This window comes from uncultured Shewanella sp., from assembly GCF_947495455.1.
In the GTDB taxonomy this organism is placed as follows: Bacteria; Pseudomonadota; Gammaproteobacteria; order Enterobacterales; family Shewanellaceae; genus Shewanella.
On record NZ_CANLZC010000008.1, the window covers coordinates 36,891 to 53,475 of the forward strand.

General features: G+C 40.9%; 17 protein-coding genes. 12 read left to right on the plus strand and 5 right to left on the minus strand.

The window, feature by feature from the left end; genetic code table 11:
- The first annotated feature begins 161 nt into the window (after nt 1–161).
- Nucleotides 162–1,226, plus strand: a complete 1,065-nt coding sequence (locus Q0791_RS03985; RefSeq protein ID WP_299002975.1) for a hypothetical protein — start codon at nt 162–164, stop codon at nt 1,224–1,226.
- A 108-nt stretch (nt 1,227–1,334) separates the two neighbouring features.
- Nucleotides 1,335–2,084 carry a hypothetical protein gene (locus Q0791_RS03990; RefSeq protein ID WP_299002977.1) on the plus strand — a complete coding sequence of 250 codons (750 nt, stop codon included), beginning with the start codon at nt 1,335–1,337 and terminating at the stop codon, nt 2,082–2,084.
- Between the two features lie 177 nt (nt 2,085–2,261).
- Here the strand turns inward: Q0791_RS03990 and Q0791_RS03995 are convergent, their stop codons facing one another.
- The 3 genes from Q0791_RS03995 to Q0791_RS04005 all read right to left on the minus strand — a co-directional run bounded on the left by Q0791_RS03995 (nt 2,262) and on the right by Q0791_RS04005 (nt 4,889).
- Nucleotides 2,262–3,152, minus strand: a complete 891-nt coding sequence (locus Q0791_RS03995) for an ABC transporter ATP-binding protein (RefSeq protein WP_299002980.1) — start codon at nt 3,150–3,152, stop codon at nt 2,262–2,264.
- Nucleotides 3,149–3,979: an ABC transporter permease subunit gene (locus Q0791_RS04000; RefSeq protein WP_299002983.1), complete on the minus strand. Its 831-nt coding sequence runs from the start codon at nt 3,977–3,979 to the stop codon at nt 3,149–3,151. The genes Q0791_RS03995 and Q0791_RS04000 overlap by 4 nt, the downstream gene beginning before the upstream one ends.
- A 217-nt stretch (nt 3,980–4,196) precedes the next feature.
- Complete coding sequence (locus tag Q0791_RS04005; RefSeq protein ID WP_299002986.1) at nt 4,197–4,889, minus strand: YceH family protein; 693 nt, start codon at nt 4,887–4,889, stop codon at nt 4,197–4,199.
- A gap of 113 nt (nt 4,890–5,002) precedes the next feature.
- Between Q0791_RS04005 and Q0791_RS04010 the strand changes: the two genes are divergently transcribed.
- Nucleotides 5,003–5,635: a queuosine precursor transporter gene (locus tag Q0791_RS04010; RefSeq protein WP_299002989.1), complete on the plus strand. Its 633-nt coding sequence runs from the start codon at nt 5,003–5,005 to the stop codon at nt 5,633–5,635.
- A gap of 142 nt (nt 5,636–5,777) precedes the next feature.
- Here Q0791_RS04010 and Q0791_RS04015 read toward each other — a convergent pair whose 3' ends face one another.
- Complete coding sequence (locus tag Q0791_RS04015) at nt 5,778–6,611, minus strand: S1-like domain-containing RNA-binding protein (protein WP_299002992.1); 834 nt, start codon at nt 6,609–6,611, stop codon at nt 5,778–5,780.
- A 350-nt stretch (nt 6,612–6,961) separates the two neighbouring features.
- Here Q0791_RS04015 and speA point away from each other — a divergent pair, with 350 nt between their 5' ends.
- The 9 genes from speA to Q0791_RS04060 all read left to right on the plus strand — a co-directional run bounded on the left by speA (nt 6,962) and on the right by Q0791_RS04060 (nt 14,857).
- Entirely contained in the window at nt 6,962–8,875 is a 1,914-nt protein-coding gene (speA, locus tag Q0791_RS04020; protein ID WP_299002995.1) for a biosynthetic arginine decarboxylase, read from the plus strand.
- A gap of 142 nt (nt 8,876–9,017) precedes the next feature.
- Nucleotides 9,018–10,169, plus strand: a complete 1,152-nt coding sequence (locus Q0791_RS04025) for a hypothetical protein (RefSeq protein WP_299002998.1) — start codon at nt 9,018–9,020, stop codon at nt 10,167–10,169.
- Nucleotides 10,170–10,290: 121 nt separating this feature from the next.
- Nucleotides 10,291–11,226: an agmatinase gene (speB, locus tag Q0791_RS04030; protein ID WP_299003001.1), complete on the plus strand. Its 936-nt coding sequence runs from the start codon at nt 10,291–10,293 to the stop codon at nt 11,224–11,226.
- Between the two features lie 55 nt (nt 11,227–11,281).
- Nucleotides 11,282–11,920: a pyridoxamine 5'-phosphate oxidase gene (gene pdxH, locus Q0791_RS04035; protein ID WP_299003004.1), complete on the plus strand. Its 639-nt coding sequence runs from the start codon at nt 11,282–11,284 to the stop codon at nt 11,918–11,920.
- Between the two features lie 26 nt (nt 11,921–11,946).
- Nucleotides 11,947–12,531 carry a YceI family protein gene (locus Q0791_RS04040; protein WP_299003007.1) on the plus strand — a complete coding sequence of 195 codons (585 nt, stop codon included), beginning with the start codon at nt 11,947–11,949 and terminating at the stop codon, nt 12,529–12,531.
- Between the two features lie 154 nt (nt 12,532–12,685).
- The gene (locus Q0791_RS04045) at nt 12,686–13,045 is read left to right on the plus strand and encodes a DUF3802 family protein (protein WP_299003010.1); all 360 of its coding nucleotides are present in this window, start codon (nt 12,686–12,688) and stop codon (nt 13,043–13,045) included.
- A gap of 198 nt (nt 13,046–13,243) precedes the next feature.
- Nucleotides 13,244–13,732, plus strand: coding sequence for a RimK/LysX family protein (locus Q0791_RS04050; RefSeq protein WP_299003012.1), 489 nt, complete (start codon nt 13,244–13,246; stop codon nt 13,730–13,732).
- Nucleotides 13,733–13,810: 78 nt separating this feature from the next.
- Nucleotides 13,811–14,155 carry a hypothetical protein gene (locus Q0791_RS04055; RefSeq protein ID WP_299003014.1) on the plus strand — a complete coding sequence of 115 codons (345 nt, stop codon included), beginning with the start codon at nt 13,811–13,813 and terminating at the stop codon, nt 14,153–14,155.
- Between the two features lie 141 nt (nt 14,156–14,296).
- Nucleotides 14,297–14,857 (plus strand): ATP-binding protein, encoded by a 561-nt coding sequence (locus Q0791_RS04060; RefSeq protein ID WP_299003016.1) that lies wholly within the window; start codon nt 14,297–14,299, stop codon nt 14,855–14,857.
- A gap of 79 nt (nt 14,858–14,936) precedes the next feature.
- Here Q0791_RS04060 and Q0791_RS04065 read toward each other — a convergent pair whose 3' ends face one another.
- Nucleotides 14,937–16,322 carry a methyl-accepting chemotaxis protein gene (locus Q0791_RS04065; RefSeq protein ID WP_299003018.1) on the minus strand — a complete coding sequence of 462 codons (1,386 nt, stop codon included), beginning with the start codon at nt 16,320–16,322 and terminating at the stop codon, nt 14,937–14,939.
- Nucleotides 16,323–16,585: the final 263 nt, after the last annotated feature.

The following is a 16,585-nucleotide window of genomic DNA, read 5'->3' on the forward strand; positions in this document are numbered from 1 at the left end:
ATGGCTGGCTTTAGCTAGCTATAAATAGCCATGAAATTCATAGGCTACTATAACAAAGTACTGCTAGGGACAAATTTACGCTATGCTTCAGTTTCCCCCAGAGCGCGGCGTTATGCCTTCAGTATGCCAATGGTATGTGATTGAATGAAATAGGATGTAAAATGAAGAAGGAAGATATGCTTGAAAGGTTGGTTGAGAATGGAATCGACTTCCTAAATAAAGCTGTAGATGATTTGCAGGATCACCCTAAATTCTCTGTAATACACTTTCATGCTGCCGTTGAACTATTCTTAAAGGCACGATTAATGGCAGAGCATTGGTCGTTGGTTATTTCTCAAAGACAAGATCCAGATTGGAATAAATTTATTTCTGGTAACTTTCAATCTGTATCACTTGACGGTGCAGCAGATAGATTAGAAAAAGTTGTTAGGAGCGGACTAACTAAATCTGAATTAACATCATTTCGAGAGATCACAAAGCATAGAAACAAGGTTGTGCATTTCTTTCATGAAGCTCATTCTTCTGAAGAAAATAGTGAGCAAGTTAGAGATACTGTTAAGCAGCAGTTGACTGCCTGGTATTTCCTTCATCATATATTATCTACGCGTTGGAAAGATGTGTTTAGTCATTGGAATGCTCCTCTTTTAGAGGTAGATAAAAAGCTTCGTTCCTTACATACATTTTTACAAGTGATTTACGATCAAATTAAGCCTGAAATAGAAAATAGAAAAAAAGAAGGGGAAATATTTCAATGTTGCCCGTCCTGTGGGTTTGAATCTCAACACAATGAAGTGGATCAAAAAATTGTTTATGAGGCAAACTGCTTGGTTTGTGGTTTGACAGAGAAAGTACTGAAGATAGACTGCACGTCCTGTGGTGAGGAAGTAACATTCATAAATGAAGGCTTCGGTCAGTGTAACAATTGTGGTAAAAGTTTTGAACCTGATGACTTAGCTGGGGAGTTGATTGATGAGGGAGCTGCGTATATAGCAGCTAGAGAAGCTGATTTATCATGGGATTTAGGTAATTGTAGTGACTGTGATGGTTACCATACCGTTGTGCGTACTGAAGATTATTCATATATCTGTACGAGCTGTTTTCTTACACTCGATTATCTTCAGTTCTGCGGATGGTGTAATGAATCTAATACAGGGGATATGGAATATAGTTCTTGGGCTGGTTGTAATTATTGTGATGGAAGAGCTGGATGGGACAAAGATGACTAGCCTGTATAGTTGGCATTATAAGGCACTGTTGTCGGATTAGTTTTCTGTTGCGCTGTAAGTAGCTAGGTGTTTCAGACGTTATGTTTTTCTTATAACGAGGAATAAAGATTGGAAGAAATTACAATAATCTTGCCGTTAGTTCGGCTAATCAGTGTAGTTGTTGTTACTATTGGCGTGAGCGTTGCGGTGTTGACTTTTGTCACAAACCGCAAGGATAAAGCAAAAGAATTAAAAGATAAGAAATCAGAATTTTACCTTGAGCGTTGTGAAGTCGCACTAAATGAGGTTTGGAATAATATCAATAAGCCTCAACTAGATGAACTTGGAAATTATACAATTGTTGAACTGTTATCTGACTACCAAGAGTTGAAAAAACAGGTGATGATTGAAGAGCACAAACATGCGTTGAATTTAACTGAGTCTCGTTATCGTAACTTAATACATAATGTCATATCCCAAGCAAAGATAAATTACGTAATTGGTATTGATATTCCCGCTGAGAGCAATGACTTTGATGGTACTTATGAAAAGCTAAGATCAGTAGCTGAATCCTCCCTGTTTGACTTTCCTATTATTAAGGGGTCAAATTATTTCTATGGACATTTAATGTTCATAAATGGGGCCAGTACCGAGCTTTTTGAGTCAATTGCTAGTTTTATAAGTGATAAAGATAAGGCCACGATTGTTTGTTCGTATAAGGCTAACCACAGGGCTTTAAAGTCATTGCGTCGAAAATACCCTGTGTTTATTGCTGCATATAGCTTTCTTGTTAGTGTAGAACAAGGGCGAGAGCTTCAAGAGCTTGTGAAACCTGTATTAACAATGTTTAAAAAATTTAGGTTTTCAGAAGAAACATAACAATAACCATGGCATCAACAGTGCATTCAATGTTTTTGGTGCTTGTACTGCTTGTACTGCTTGTACTGCTTGTAAAACATACCCCTTTTTAGCATTAACACTAGCCATTCACACCCGTTATTTAGACAGACATCATCAGTCTTTATTTGAGCTAAAGACTGATGATGTTTTATGGTGTTAAGAGAATAACTTTTCTTCTAAGCGGCGGCCTTTGAGCAGAGATTTATATTGCCAGTTATGCTTCGAAAATAGCGTGAATAAGGCGATTTCGATATTGGCTTTATCATGTTGAATGATAAATTCATTCTCTTGTTTTTGCGCTATAGTATGCACCCCTTCTAACGCGGAAATGGCACTGATAAGCTCATCGCTTTGGCATTGGCTCATAGTGAGAGTGAGGTAATTTTGTTGCTGGCTATCACTCATAGAAACTGACTGATTAAGCTTGCCATTATCTAAGTAGAGCACCTGATCACAGAGTTTTTCTAACTCATCTAGATTATGTGAGCTGATCATAAAGGTGGTGTTGCCGGATTGGGATTTGACTAAATGGCGAATGATTTTGGCATTGGCGGGATCCAGCCCTGCGGTCGGCTCATCGAGCAATACCAGTTCGGGCTCACCTATTAAGGCTTGGGCAATGGAGACGCGTTTACTCATACCATGGCTTAGAGCGGTGGGGTTTTGATTGGCACTGCTTTCTAGCCCCACTAAACTCAGTACGCGCAAGGCTTCTTGCTGGGCAGCGGTTTTGGAAAAACCTTGCAAGCGCGCAAATAAAGTTAGCTGGGTAATAATGGTGAGGTTGGGATCTAAGCTGGCATCTTGGGGTAAAGAGGAGACTTTACCCAGTAAGGCTGGGCTACCCGGCGCATGACCTAACAGGCTGATCTCGCCACTGCTTGGCTGAATATAGCCACATAAGAGACTAAAGAGTGTGGTTTTTCCGGCACCGTTAGGGCCAACAAGGGCGATGGGCTGACCCGCCTTTAAGGTTAAGCTGACCTGATTAAGGGCACATTTACTGGCATAATGTTTGGTGAGATTGTGGCACTGAATAAGGCTCATATTGCACTCCGTTTCATGTATAGGCGACCCAGAGTCAAGAGTACTAGGGTTTGTAATAGTGGCATGGGAGCATAAATAAAACTTCCCAAGCCATGGGTGTTGATCATCTGTGAGATCTGCGCGCCCGGTAGCACCCATTGAAGAGCGGCTATGATGCTAGGGTGTTCGCTAAAGAAGCTGCTGACAATAAATAGTAATGCCCATAAGAGTACGGCATAAATGGTGGCTTGTTTTGATGAGTTAGCATATAAAGATAACAGGCCCATTAAGGCAGTGTAAGGCATTAATACTATGATGATATTAATACTGGCTAAGGCACCAGAGCTTAAGGCGGGCAAGAATAAACTGGCATCACGACTCACGCTGAGAATAATGGTTGCTGCCACTGTAATGAGTAACAAAATGGACTGGATCAGCAAGCTTCCTAAAAAACGCCCAAAATAGAGGCTGTCGCGGCTGGTTCTTAAGGTCAAGAAGCGAAAACTGCCACGGTTTTTATCCGATGCAAATTGATCCGCCGCCACAGAAATGCTAAACAGGGGGAAGATGAATAATGCGATGACCCAAAAAATGGCCATTTCTGCCACTTTCCAGCTAAAGAGTTGGTTTACTGAATTCTCTCCAAATACACTAATGAGTAATTGTCTGAAACTGGGATCGAGTAAATAAGTCGACGCATCTTTAATCGGATAGAGTAAAATTAATAGCCAAACTAACGCAAAAGCGGCAATGGCGATGAGGCCTCGTGTATTGAAGAGTATTTTTTTCACTTCAAATAAGGCGATAATGGCAGTGTTTTGTAACTGACTGGGGGCGGCATTATTCACGATAAGACTCTCTTCTATTCAGGGTTAACAGCTTCAAGGTTAACAGCATTGGTTCGCCTATTCTTTTTGTTAAACAAATTGGTTAAATTAATTAGTTAAATAAGATTTAAATCAGTAGTTTAAGTTAATTATTTAAATCAATCAGCAGGGTTTAAAGCAAGTGCTTAGAGCAGTTCCCTCAGGCACAGTTCCCTCAGGCACAGTTCACTTGCTAAGGTTAATCCAGTAAATCCGCCAGCGCCGTCTTTAATCTGTCGACTTCTTGTTCCAATACACTTACGCGGTTGCGCAATTGCGTGTATTCACTGTTATCTTCATTGCAGCAATCTTTAGTTGTGTTGGCACGGGTTTGAAGTGATGGGGTGTTTGAATGTACCTCGTCCTGTGCAATGTGAGGCGACGTGCTGTTGCTTGGCGTGAAACACTCATCAAAGCGGGCCTCGCGTTTACCGGGTTCTTTGGCTAATTGTATGGCTAAGGCTGGGCTGAGTTGGGCCAGTTGATGTAAAGTCTGCTCGACCTCGTGGACATCGGTAAAGCCATGTAAACGATTACTGCGGGTTCTGAGCTCTCCCGCAGTTTGAGGGCCGCGAAGTAACAATAAACAAATAATGGCCACTTGAGCTGGGCTAAATTGCCGATCGCTAAATTCAGTATTACAAAAGCGGTGTTTATACTTGACCACTCGGCTGCCAAAGCCTGATTGCTCCGAAATGAGGCGTTTTTTATTCAGGCTATCGACTCCAGCTTGCACTTCTGTTTCACTTAGCGACAGAACAGGGAAGCGGCTGGATTTTTGATTGCAGCCTAAGGTGAGGGCATTAAGCGACAGCGGGTACTGCTCAGGTGTGGTGAGTTCTTTTTCCAGCAGTACTCCAATAATTCTCGCTTCTAGTGGCGTGAGTTCCATATTTGGCTCCAGATATGCTTTTAAATTGCTGTGGGATGCCCATTATGGCAAAGAATATCATCTTAGAGTAACCTAAGAGTACCCCTTAATGATATAAAAAATAAGGTGTGCACATGAGCCATGTTAGGTTGATGATCTTGCTGGCGCTATTTATGATTATTATTAGTGCGATGACGGCATCGACAATAGTGGCGCTAAAGCCTGTTCATTTCATCGTTATTTTTCCGTTCTCAAATATCATTTTTGCTTTGTTTACGTTTCCTATCATCGATGGGATCTGTGAAATGTATGGTAAACAGCTTGCTTATTTAATCTCAGTATTAGGGATAGGATCTCAGGCATTCTTTGTTATTTTTATTCAGTTGTCTATTATCGCTCCAGGTGCGTCAATCTGGCACGATCAAGTGCATTACCAAGCGATATTATCGAAAAATTATCTTGTTTTTGTGGGGTCTTTTGTGGCTTTTCTGGTCGCACAATTTGCGGATGTCTATGTATTTCAAAAGATCAAAAAGGCAATGCGTCATCGCCACCTCTGGTTACGTTGTGGAGTTTCAAGTATTATTGGCCAATTTATTGATTCAGTGATCTTTATAAATATTGTGTTTTATTGGGCTTCAAATAAATTGACTTTAGTGCTTGGTTCATTTCTTTCTAAGTCTGTTTTGTGTCTTCTGGCGATACCTATTACTTATTCCATTGTCTATGCGATCAAAAAATTAGATCGGTATTATCGATCTCGTTGATTTGCTCAAGGCTGTGACTGTCTCGTCTAAAAACGGTATTGCTTTTTTCTTTTATGAAGGATCATTCAGTGACTCATTGTTATTCATAAAAGAGTCAAATATCAAGTAGGCTTCCCCATCCATGGGGTTAGAGGTGTGGATTTTATTTCACTAGCCTGATCCCATCTTTGTCTATGGTGATCGTTTGCTGTTTATACAAGGCGCCGATGCTTTTCTTAAAGGCTTTTTTACTCATGGCTAATTGTGCATAAATGTCTTCGGCTTGGGTCTTATCTGTGAGAGGCAAAAAGCCGCCAGCTTGTTTTAATTTAAATAAAATCGTCGTAGCGTGTTTATCTAGCTCGACTTTTGCGCCTTTTTGCAAAATCAGATCAATTTTTCCGTCGCTGCGAACTTGCTTAACATAACCTTTAAGTTTTTGACCAAATTTGAGGGGCTGAAAGACTTCATTTTTGTAAATAACGCCCCAGTGAGCATGATTGACTATGGCTTTATAACCCAGATCTGTGGTGCCGCCGATGATCAAATCCACTTCTTGTCCTTTGCCATAATGTGGCTCAGTTAAATCAAGAAACTTGTCTATCTTGGATGAGGCCACAATACGTTCATCCACGGGACTTTGATAAACATGGACTAAATAGGAACGCTCAGCTTCGATTGTTTTATGTTGTTCACCAAACGGCAGTAATAAATCTTTTTCTAATCCCCAATCTAAAAAGGCACCAAATCGGCCAATTTCAACGGCTTTTAGATAGGCAAACTGACCGACCTGTGCTTTGGCGCGTTTTGTGGTGGCGATGATCATATCTTTAGAGTCTAAATAAAGGAACACAGTCACTTTATCACCGACTTTACAATCTTTGGGTGTGACTTTTCGAGGAAGCAAAACCTGACCCAGTTCTTGTGCATTTAAATAGACGCCGAAATCGACTGTTTTCACGACTTCAAGGGTACAGGTTTGACCGATTTGGATCATGGTATTCTCAACTCTAAAAAAGGGATAAAAAAAGATACGAGGTATAGCAGCGAGATTATAAGGAAAAGTCATGAGTAAGTCTTGTTTTAAGCTTGCTTTATTTGACTTTGCGAGGTTTAATTGCGTTTTTTAGAAAGCGCCATACACTCACAGCAGGTTTAAGCCTATTCGAGTCGCGTTTTTTATCAAATCAATTATTATTTTATTGTCCTTTCACCAATCACCGAATCAAGTTTAAGGTGAATAGTGAATAACGTCTCTTAGGTTGATGGCCCAGGAGATAAAAAGCCAGTTATCTGTCTGTGTAGAGAGAGCTGAATTGAAGTCGGTAATAGTCAGGTTAGAAAAATATGAACAATTGGTCCATTGATGATGCGCGTTCGCTGTATAACGTTAATTATTGGAGTCAAAGCTTTTACGGGATCAGCGAGACGGGTGAAGTCACTGTGTCGCCGGACTTGGCGCGTCCCGAGTGTAAAATTGGCTTAAATGCGCTGACTCAAAATTTAGTCAAAGCCGGTGTGGCTCTGCCTGTTTTAGTACGCTTTCCACAAATTTTGCATCACAGAGTCCACAGTCTGTGCCAAGCCTTTAATCAAGCGATACAAAAATATCAATATGACGCTGATTATTTATTGGTTTATCCCATTAAGGTGAACCAGCAACAAGCGGTTGTTGAGGAAATTCTTGCCAGTCAAAAAAGCAAAGAAATCCCCCAATTGGGATTGGAAGCGGGCAGTAAACCTGAGCTGATGGCGGTATTGGCCATGGCACAAAAAGCCAGCTCAGTGATTATTTGTAATGGCTATAAAGACAAAGAATATATCCGTTTGGCCTTGATTGGCGAAAAATTGGGCCATCAAGTGTATATTGTTCTTGAGAAAATGTCAGAACTTAAAATGGTTCTGGAAGAGGCGCAAGATTTAGGTGTCACACCTAGATTAGGTTTACGAGTGCGTTTAGCTTTTCAGGGTAAAGGCAAATGGCAAGCCAGTGGAGGAGAAAAGTCGAAATTTGGTTTATCGGCGGCCCAAGTGCTAACGGTGATTAATGAGCTGAAAACAAAAGACATGTTGTCTTCATTACAGTTATTGCATTTTCATTTAGGTTCACAGATCGCCAATATTCGTGATATTCGCCAAGGTGTAGGGGAAGCTGGGCGCTTTTATTGTGAGCTCATGAAGTTGGGCGCTAAGGTGAAGTGTTTTGATGTAGGTGGTGGACTGGCCGTCGATTATGATGGCACGCGGAGTCAAAGTACTAACTCGATGAATTATGGTTTAACTGAGTATGCGAACAATATTGTGAGTGTACTAACAGATATCTGTAATGAATATGAACAGCCCATGCCAAGGATCATCTCTGAATCGGGGCGTTATTTAACGGCGCACCATGCGGTGCTGATCACCGATGTTATTGGCACAGAAACCTATCAGCCCGAGGTGATTGAGCCGCCGCATCCAGACTCGCCGCAATTACTGCATAACATGTGGCAATCTTGGACAGAAGTCAGTGGCAAGGCCGATCAACGGGCCTTAATTGAAATATTTCATGACTGCCAAAGTGATTTAGCAGAAGTGCATTCTTTATTTTCATTGGGGCAAATTGGCTTAATTGAGCGTGCATGGGCCGAGCAAGTGAACTTAAGAGTGTGTCATGAGCTGCGCGATAATATGAGCAGCAAATACCGTTTTCACCGACCTATTATTGATGAGCTGAATGAAAAGCTTGCCGATAAGTTCTTTGTGAATTTCTCTTTGTTTCAATCTTTGCCTGATGCTTGGGGGATCGAACAAGTCTTTCCTATTTTACCTTTAAGCGGCTTGGACAAAGTGCCAGAAAGACGGGCGGTGATGCTAGATATTACCTGTGACTCTGATGGCACTGTGGATCAATTTGTGGACGGGCAAGGCATTGAAACCACATTACCGGTTCCCACTTGGAGCGCTCAAAGTCCTTACTTTATGGGATTTTTCTTAGTGGGTGCTTATCAAGAGATTTTGGGCGATATGCATAATTTATTTGGTGATACCCATTCTACCGTGGTGCGCTTAGATGACGCAGGGCAAGTGGATATTGAATCGGTTCTGGCGGGAGACACAGTGGCGGATGTCTTAAAATATGTGAACCTTGATCCACTATCTTTCATGCAAACCTATGAAGACTTAGTGCATCAACATATTGATGAGCAAGAGCGAGTGGATATTTTAAAAGAATTGCAACTTGGGCTTGAAGGTTACACTTATTTGGAAGATTTTTCCTAAACCAAGCACACTTTATCCTTATGCCAGGTTTCATACTGGTGATGTTGTTATTTAAGTTATCTAAAAAGAACGGCAGTGGTTCATCATTGCCGTGATTTTTAGATGTGTCCATCAAGCTTAAATGGAGTGAATAAGCTGCAGTATGTTTTTTGAAGGAGTCGAAAAAAAAATCTTGGTCAAAGTGTCTGACAAACATATTTCGCTGCGGCAATTTGACGCCGACTTTTGGGCGTATCTCGTCTCTTTTTCAAGGGCAAAAATACTCTCTAAGATCAGTAGCACTCAATGTGATGCTTATTTGCTCAGTGAATCTAGCTTGTTTGTGTGGGATAAGGCTTTTTTAATGTTAACTTGTGGTGATAGCACGTTAGTTGACAGCCTTATACACTTTATGAGCCAAGTGCATAAGGATGCGGTAGTTCAGGTGCGCTATTGTCGGCGCAATGAGTTTATGCCTGCGTTACAACAACAGCACTTTTTAGATGATATCTCATTGCTTAAGCAAAAAATCAATGGCCGTGCTTATCGTATTGGTCATTTAGACGGTCATCATCAATATGTCTTTCATGCTGATTTAGCTGTCTTGAACCCTGTAGAGAAGAGCCATGATAAAATAAACAGCGGTGAAATAAAGCGCGATGAAATAAGCAGGAATGAAAAAAATACGGGTGAGATGTCCTATGATGCAGTGATCTATGATGAAGAGAGTTGTGATGGAATGGCTTTGAATGAGATGGTCTGGAATGAAGTGAGCTGTGATGGGATAGCTTTGGATGAGATGGCCTGCAATGAGGTGAATAGGGTTGAACTCAAGCCCTTTTCAGCGGGGTGCGAGCTATTGATGTACCATATTCAAGGGGAGTTTGCCACGTATTTACGCAGCGACAGTGTCAGTTGCGAGGGGATTCGAGAGCGATTGGGGCTAGAGAGGTTTTTTCCTCAGTTTATTTTGGACGATCATTGTTTTTCACCTTACGGTTATTCAATTAATGGTATGTATGACGCGAATTATTTTACCATTCACATTACACCGCAAACACAAAGCTCTTATGTGAGTGTTGAAACCAATTTTGGTGGGCATGATCAATACTCGGCTTTGGTCGAGCATTTTTTATCATTATTCTTACCCAAAAAGTGGGATGTGCAAACCTTGAATAGGCCTCTAGTGCTGCCATCCAATCAAAGGGTATTGTGTTTATTAGAAAGTCAGTTATCACTGTCCAACACAGAAAAGCTATTTTTTTATCAATATCAACTGAATCATACTGAGGTCTTGCCTGCCTACGGGCTATAATAGGGCTGAATTTTAGCATCACTATGATTGATGCATCGCCATGGATTGATGCATCAGAGTATGAGTTAATTTTTACGCACAATTTTTACGCACTATAGTTGAGTGCTATTTTGGAGAAGTTATGAGCACCATTGCTGATAAAGCGGATTATTCTTTGTATTCAAATGCATTTGGTTATCTACGCCAACCTTTAGATTTTAATCCCATTGCCAGCGAGGCTGATGTGGTTGTATTAGGATTGCCTTTTGACATGGCGACAACGGGACGCTCTGGTGGTCGTATGGGACCGGGGGCGATCCGTCAAGCATCAGTCAATTTAGCTTGGGAAGAAAAGCGTTGGCCATGGGATTTTCATTTGTGTGAACACATTAGTATTGTTGATGCGGGTGATTTAGTTTATGACTGTGGTGATGCAAAAGACTTTACTGCGAGGGTGGAGCAGTTTGCTTCAAAAATTGTGGATTCGGGTAAGGCATTATTGAGTTTTGGTGGCGATCACTTTGTGACTTTGCCTCTGCTAAGAGCCCATTATAAGAAACATGGCAAAATGGCGCTGTTACATTTTGATGCCCACACAGATACATACAGTCAAGGAAGTCAATATGATCATGGCACTATGTTTTATCATGCCCCTAAAGAAGGAATTATTGATGCTGAGCACTCAGTGCAGATAGGGATCCGTACTGAATATGATAAACAAAATCATGCTTTTCAAGTCATTGATGCAGCTGCGGCTAACGATTTAAGTGTGGATGATATTGTTTCTCAGGTTAAGGCTTGCATTGGCGATCGTCCTTTATATATCACCTTTGATATTGATTGCTTAGATCCAGCTTTTGCACCGGGTACAGGCACCCCTGTTTGTGGCGGGCTGACTAGCGATAAAGCCCTTAAGATCATTCGTGGCTTAAAAGACATGAATATTGTAGGCATGGATGTGGTGGAAGTGGCGCCAAGCTATGACAGCAGTGATATTACCGCATTAGCGGCGGCGACCTTAGGATTGGAAATGCTGCATGTTTGGGCTTGCAGTAATGGTAAAGTCACTGATAAGTAGTGTGGTGATTGCTATAAAAATACACTTGTTTCAATGAATATTAGGGATTAGTTTAATGACAGACATTAGTGATATTAGACGTGAATATACTCTCAGTGGTGATATTCACGAAGATATGCCGAGCAATCCTATGGCATTATTTACCCATTGGTTAGAAGTGGTAAAGGATTCCAATATCGCAGATCCCACTGCGATGTCCGTTGCCACGGTTGATGAAACCGGGCAACCGTTTCAGCGTATTGTTTTGTTAAAACGCTTTGATGACCAAGGTTTTGTTTTTTTTACTAACTTAGGTAGCCGTAAGGCGAAACAGATTGCAGTTAATGGGAAAGTCAGTTTATTATTTCCTTGGCAATCCATTGATAAACAAGTGGCAATAACAGGGGTTGCTGAGCCCTTGTCAAAAAAAGAAGTCTTGAGTTATTTTGTGAGCCGGCCTAAAGACAGCCAAATCGCAGCTTGGGTGTCTAAGCAGTCGAGTCCTATTAGTGCTCGTAATGTGTTGGACAGTAAGTTTAGTGAGCTTAAGGCCAAGTTTGCCAAAGGAGAAGTCCCTGTACCTAGCTTTTGGGGGGGATATCGCGTGAGACCTTCAAGTATTGAGTTTTGGCAAGGAGGAGAGCATAGACTTCACGATCGTTTTTTATACACTCAACATGAAGGTCAATGGGACAAAGCGCGTCTTGCCCCTTAATATGATGATATGAAATGGAGCAGAAAATGAAACAGGGTTTAAAAACGGGGTTACTCGCTTTGCTATTGCCTTTAGGCTTTAGCGTCAATGCTGCCACTTGGACTGTGAGCAATCAAGAATCTAATGTGAGTTATGTCTCCATTAAACAAGGCAAAATCGCGGAGGTAAATCGTTTTACTCAAGTCGACGGCCAATTGAATGATAAAGGGGCTTTTTCGTTAACCATTCCTTTATCCAGCGTCTCAACGGGCATAGCCATTCGAGATACGCGAATGAAATCTGTTTTTTTTGAGGTGGATAAATACCCCAAATTAACATTGAGCGCCCAAATTGATCCCAAATCGATTCAGGATCTGCAGTTAGGTGAAGTCGCTAGAATGGAAGTCGATGCCAATATTGATTTTCATGGTGAAAGTAAAAAAATGTTAGTGACGGTGAGCGTGGCAAAACTGTCTGAAACCGGCTTGTTAGTGACCAGTACTCAACCTGTTATTATTAATGCTGGGGAGTTTGAATTGGTCTCGGGTGTGAATAAATTACGGGATCTTGCAGGGCTAACGCAGATAAGCTACGCGGTGCCCGTGTCTTTTGTATTAAGTTTGCATCAGTAATCCACATTCTTTGCTTGAACTTTTGCTTGAGCTTTTGACTTTTGTTTGAATTAGGGAGGCGGTTTTGTAAGCCGCCTCTTGTCGTGCCTTTGTGGATGCTAAGCACAGGTAACTACTCAGTATTAGGGTGAATCAATAAAGGAATTGGGGTTTTATGGTAACAGATAAAGAAGGTTACATACATCTGATACACTATTTATCACAGCATTTGGACTTATTTGAAGATCCGACTTCAACACGAATTGATGATACTGTGATGGAGCTGTTTGAGTCACAGTTAGCAGCCCAAATTATTATGGTTTGTGGTCAAAATCCGGCGTTATCTTTTAGCCAGCGTAATCAAGTGATTCGAGAGGTGGATGCTATTGTTTATGATCTGGAAGAAATTCTTGCCAATGTTGCTAATGAACCAGCGACCCAAGCACAATCGGTTTTTATTAGTGAATTTTCAGTGCTCATAAAAAATTTATTTGATCAAGAAGTGGCACTCATCTTAGGTCAAAAAACCGCATAAAAGCGCCTTTTGTGGAGTATTAGCACAATGTTGCGATGTTTTAACCCTGTTAGCGGCTTGTCACTATGATTTGACGAGCTGCAAGATGGAATGGGTTATTGGCTTAAAAAATGCGGGCGGTATATTGCGGTTCTAAAATCCATGTGCTATCACCATGCTTCAAATCTGTTTCCCTGTTGAGTCGTCTTGGAGCGTAAAGTGAAAGTGAGTTTTAAATTAGGTCTGTTAACCTTGTTGTTTTCGATTTCGTTAGCGGGTTGTGCATCAGGCAAAAAAGTGATTGGTGCTACGGCTGATATGTCAGTAAAAGGCACTGGGCTTAATTATATTGCGCGTATTGACACTGGGGCAGCAAGAACTTCATTAAATGCAAAAGATATTGTTGTGGAAGCATCCGATGGAAAAACCATGCGTCATGATATTGGCAAAATGGTGTCCTTTACGACAACGAATGCCGACGGTGAGTCTAAACGTATGACGGCTAAAATAGTGGGTGTCTCTAAGATAATCAACTCTCAAGGAGAAGAGCGTCGCTATATCGTTAAAGTCACTATTCTTTATCAAGGTGAGGCACGTAAAGTCAGCGTCAACTTGCGTGATCGTAGTCACATGGACTATAAACTATTGATAGGACGAGATTGGTTGAAAGGCCATTATATGGTAGATGTGGAAACGGCAAGAAGTTAATGTTAAACGCATTGGAATATTATTAATGTTATATTTATCCTTTTATGGTGACTTAAGAAGTAAGAATGAGAGGTAAGTATGCCGCAAATAGAGCTGAAATACTCCGATGACTTGACCCTTGATACTGACGCTATTTTTACGGCTATCGAACACAGTATCAATGGTAAAGATAGCAGCGCCGGAGTGTGTAAGAGTCGTGCCTTTCCTGTGAGTGAGTATCGTCACTCACATTTGTATATTTCTGTTATGCTGCTTAAAAAGCCCCATAGAGATGGGGCGTTTATGCAATCTTTGGCTGAAGAGCTCAAAGCGGAGATCATGCCTTTATTATTACAAAATTGCTATTTCTCTCTATCGGTTGATTATATTGGTGATTACTACATTACGGATTATTTTCAATCTTGGCATAGCCAAATCAATTAATGCTGACTTGAAAGTGAGTCGAGCATGCAGTTGATGAGCAAATTTCAACCTCTGTTTTTGAATAACGATTTAAGTCTTATAGAGAAAATTGACTTTCTATAAAAAAGTTGCTAACGTCCTATTTTTATAGGACAATTTAATATGCGAATTGCTATATCTGGTACTCATTGTGTGGGTAAAACAAGGTTAATTGATGATTTAATTATTCGCTACCCTGAATATCAATCAATGAAAGAAGTGTATTATGAGTTATTAGATGAAGAAGATGGTGCATTTGCATTAGAACCTACGATTGACAATATGCTAAAGCAGCTTGATGCTAGTATTGAGCAATTAGAACAGCAGGATATGGAAAAAAATATTATTTTTGACCGCTGTCCTCTCGATTTTATTGCTTATGCAATGCATGCAGCCGAACTGGACTCGATTGATATTCATTGTCATGAAATTTCCGAACGCTTTCCCCAAGTCATTGAAATATTGAACCAGCTCGATCTGATTGTTTTTTTACCAATGACTGAACAATCACCTGTGTTTTACGCTGAAGAAAACCCTGAGTATCGAAAAGCCGTGGATAAATACTTTAAAAGATTATACCGTGATGATGAATTATATTTATTTCCGAATTACAATCAGCCAAAAATTGTAGAAATTTTTGGTAGTCCGCAAGAACGAGTTGAAAAAATGTCTACTTATCTTTAGATGGTGATTTTAGATGTTATGGCAGCTTTTTACCGCTGCCATATTTTTTTAACATTCTGATTTTATTACTTCTTGATCTTTATACTTTAAGCCCCACTAATAATGCATCGAGTTGCTCTGCGGTGGCATGGAGTTCATCACAACCTGAAACACTCATATTCGCTGATTGCTCGACATCATGGGATTGATTACGAATTTCCATCAAATTAGTGGCGATTTCATTGGCTACGGCAGACTGCTCTTCGGCTGAGGTGGCAATGAGCGCACTCATTTCATAGACTTTAGCGCTATGTTGGGCGATGGCATCTAAATCTTTTCCAGTGGCCAATACATGCTTTTTGCCTTCGTCGGCTTTTTCAACCGTGCGCGTCATGACACGAGTCAAATTTTGTGAGCCAGATTGTAGCGCTTCGATCATGGCTTTAATTTCAACGGTGGCGGCTTGTGTTCGCCCAGCTAAGGTTCTGACTTCATCGGCGACCACGGCAAAACCTCGACCTTGCTCACCCGCTCTAGCCGCTTCAATGGCGGCATTTAAAGCCAATAAATTGGTTTGTTCAGAAATGGCATTGATAGTAGTGATCACTTCATCAATTTTAGCAGCATTGTCATTTAAGTGATCCACTGCGGTTGAGGCATCCCCAATTTCGCTGGACAGTGTGCCAATGGCATTCACTGTGGTATTAATGTCTCTCGATCCCGCTTCTACTTGGTGGTTAGCTTCTTGAGTTTCAATGGATGACTGCTCCGCATGACGGGCAACTTCTTTGACGGCTGCCGTCATTTGTTCCATTGCGGTGGCCAAAGAATCTAGATGTTGGCGTTGATCTTTTGCCAAAGATTGCCCTTCTTGTGCGGTGTTTCTAAATGCATGTACTACTTGGCGGATTTGCGCCGTTGCCTGAGACATTTGCTGAACCAGGGATTGTTGGCGATCCACTAAGGTATCTATACTCAGGGCGAGATGGCTAAATTCATCTTTGACTTTAAAATAATTTAATCGACCCGTTAAATCTCCGGCTGCGGCTTTTTGCAGTGCCATGACATTGGTGTACAGTGCGCCGCCGACAAAAGTGGAAATATAATAAGATACGACAAAAATGGCTAAGCAACTGCCCAATAGTGTGAGGTAGGCCAAGGGATCATCATATAAGTGATAGGGGGTTATTGTGGGACTGTTTGTTTTCGTGGGGGTCATGCTTTGATGGATTTGTTGCTTGACACTGGCTTGAGTGGTGTCGAGCAATGAGCTTTGGGTCTGATCTCTGAGTTGGTTTAAGGCTTGTTCATGCCGCTGTGCTTGTTGGGTTAATTGGGTTTGAAAATGGCTGTTTAATTGCTTTGTCAGAACTAAAGTGAGTAGGATGAGTGCCAAAATGGGCAAAATAGCCAAAATGGCGAATTTGGTCTTTAAGGTCATGTGGATCAAATATTGATCAACCCAACGAAATTTAACTTCTTTCATGGTATTTCTCATTTTTGGGACTTACCCTAATATCGGTCAAAGGCGCTATAACTTGAATGATTTGTTGTTATTGTGTTTCATTTTTTGTTGGCCTAGTGACGTGAAAATAGCGCTATTAAGATACATAAGGCAATTTATGTTAATTATGTGGAGCTTACTATTAACAATTTAATTGAGTAAAACACCAGCAAAAAAGGGTTTTATGTTAATAAATCGCCGCTATTTTAAATGCTATTGAGAAATATCCGTCAATTGAATTAAAA

Excerpts from the sequence above, each read along its gene's own strand:
- Q0791_RS03985 (WP_299002975.1), top strand. The coding sequence starts at position 162 with ATGAAGAAGGAAGATATGCTTGAAAGGTTGGTTGAGAATGGAATCGAC.
- Q0791_RS03995 (WP_299002980.1), bottom strand. The coding sequence starts at position 3,152 with ATGAGCCTTATTCAGTGCCACAATCTCACCAAACATTATGCCAGTAAA.
- Q0791_RS04005 (WP_299002986.1), bottom strand. The coding sequence starts at position 4,889 with ATGGAACTCACGCCACTAGAAGCGAGAATTATTGGAGTACTGCTGGAA.
- Q0791_RS04010 (WP_299002989.1), top strand. The coding sequence starts at position 5,003 with ATGAGCCATGTTAGGTTGATGATCTTGCTGGCGCTATTTATGATTATT.
- Q0791_RS04015 (WP_299002992.1), bottom strand. The coding sequence starts at position 6,611 with ATGATCCAAATCGGTCAAACCTGTACCCTTGAAGTCGTGAAAACAGTC.
- speA (WP_299002995.1), top strand. The coding sequence starts at position 6,962 with ATGAACAATTGGTCCATTGATGATGCGCGTTCGCTGTATAACGTTAAT.
- Q0791_RS04025 (WP_299002998.1), top strand. The coding sequence starts at position 9,018 with ATGTTTTTTGAAGGAGTCGAAAAAAAAATCTTGGTCAAAGTGTCTGAC.
- speB (WP_299003001.1), top strand. The coding sequence starts at position 10,291 with ATGAGCACCATTGCTGATAAAGCGGATTATTCTTTGTATTCAAATGCA.
- pdxH (WP_299003004.1), top strand. The coding sequence starts at position 11,282 with ATGACAGACATTAGTGATATTAGACGTGAATATACTCTCAGTGGTGAT.
- Q0791_RS04040 (WP_299003007.1), top strand. The coding sequence starts at position 11,947 with ATGAAACAGGGTTTAAAAACGGGGTTACTCGCTTTGCTATTGCCTTTA.
- Q0791_RS04045 (WP_299003010.1), top strand. The coding sequence starts at position 12,686 with ATGGTAACAGATAAAGAAGGTTACATACATCTGATACACTATTTATCA.
- Q0791_RS04055 (WP_299003014.1), top strand. The coding sequence starts at position 13,811 with ATGCCGCAAATAGAGCTGAAATACTCCGATGACTTGACCCTTGATACT.
- Q0791_RS04060 (WP_299003016.1), top strand. The coding sequence starts at position 14,297 with ATGCGAATTGCTATATCTGGTACTCATTGTGTGGGTAAAACAAGGTTA.
- Q0791_RS04065 (WP_299003018.1), bottom strand. The coding sequence starts at position 16,322 with ATGAAAGAAGTTAAATTTCGTTGGGTTGATCAATATTTGATCCACATG.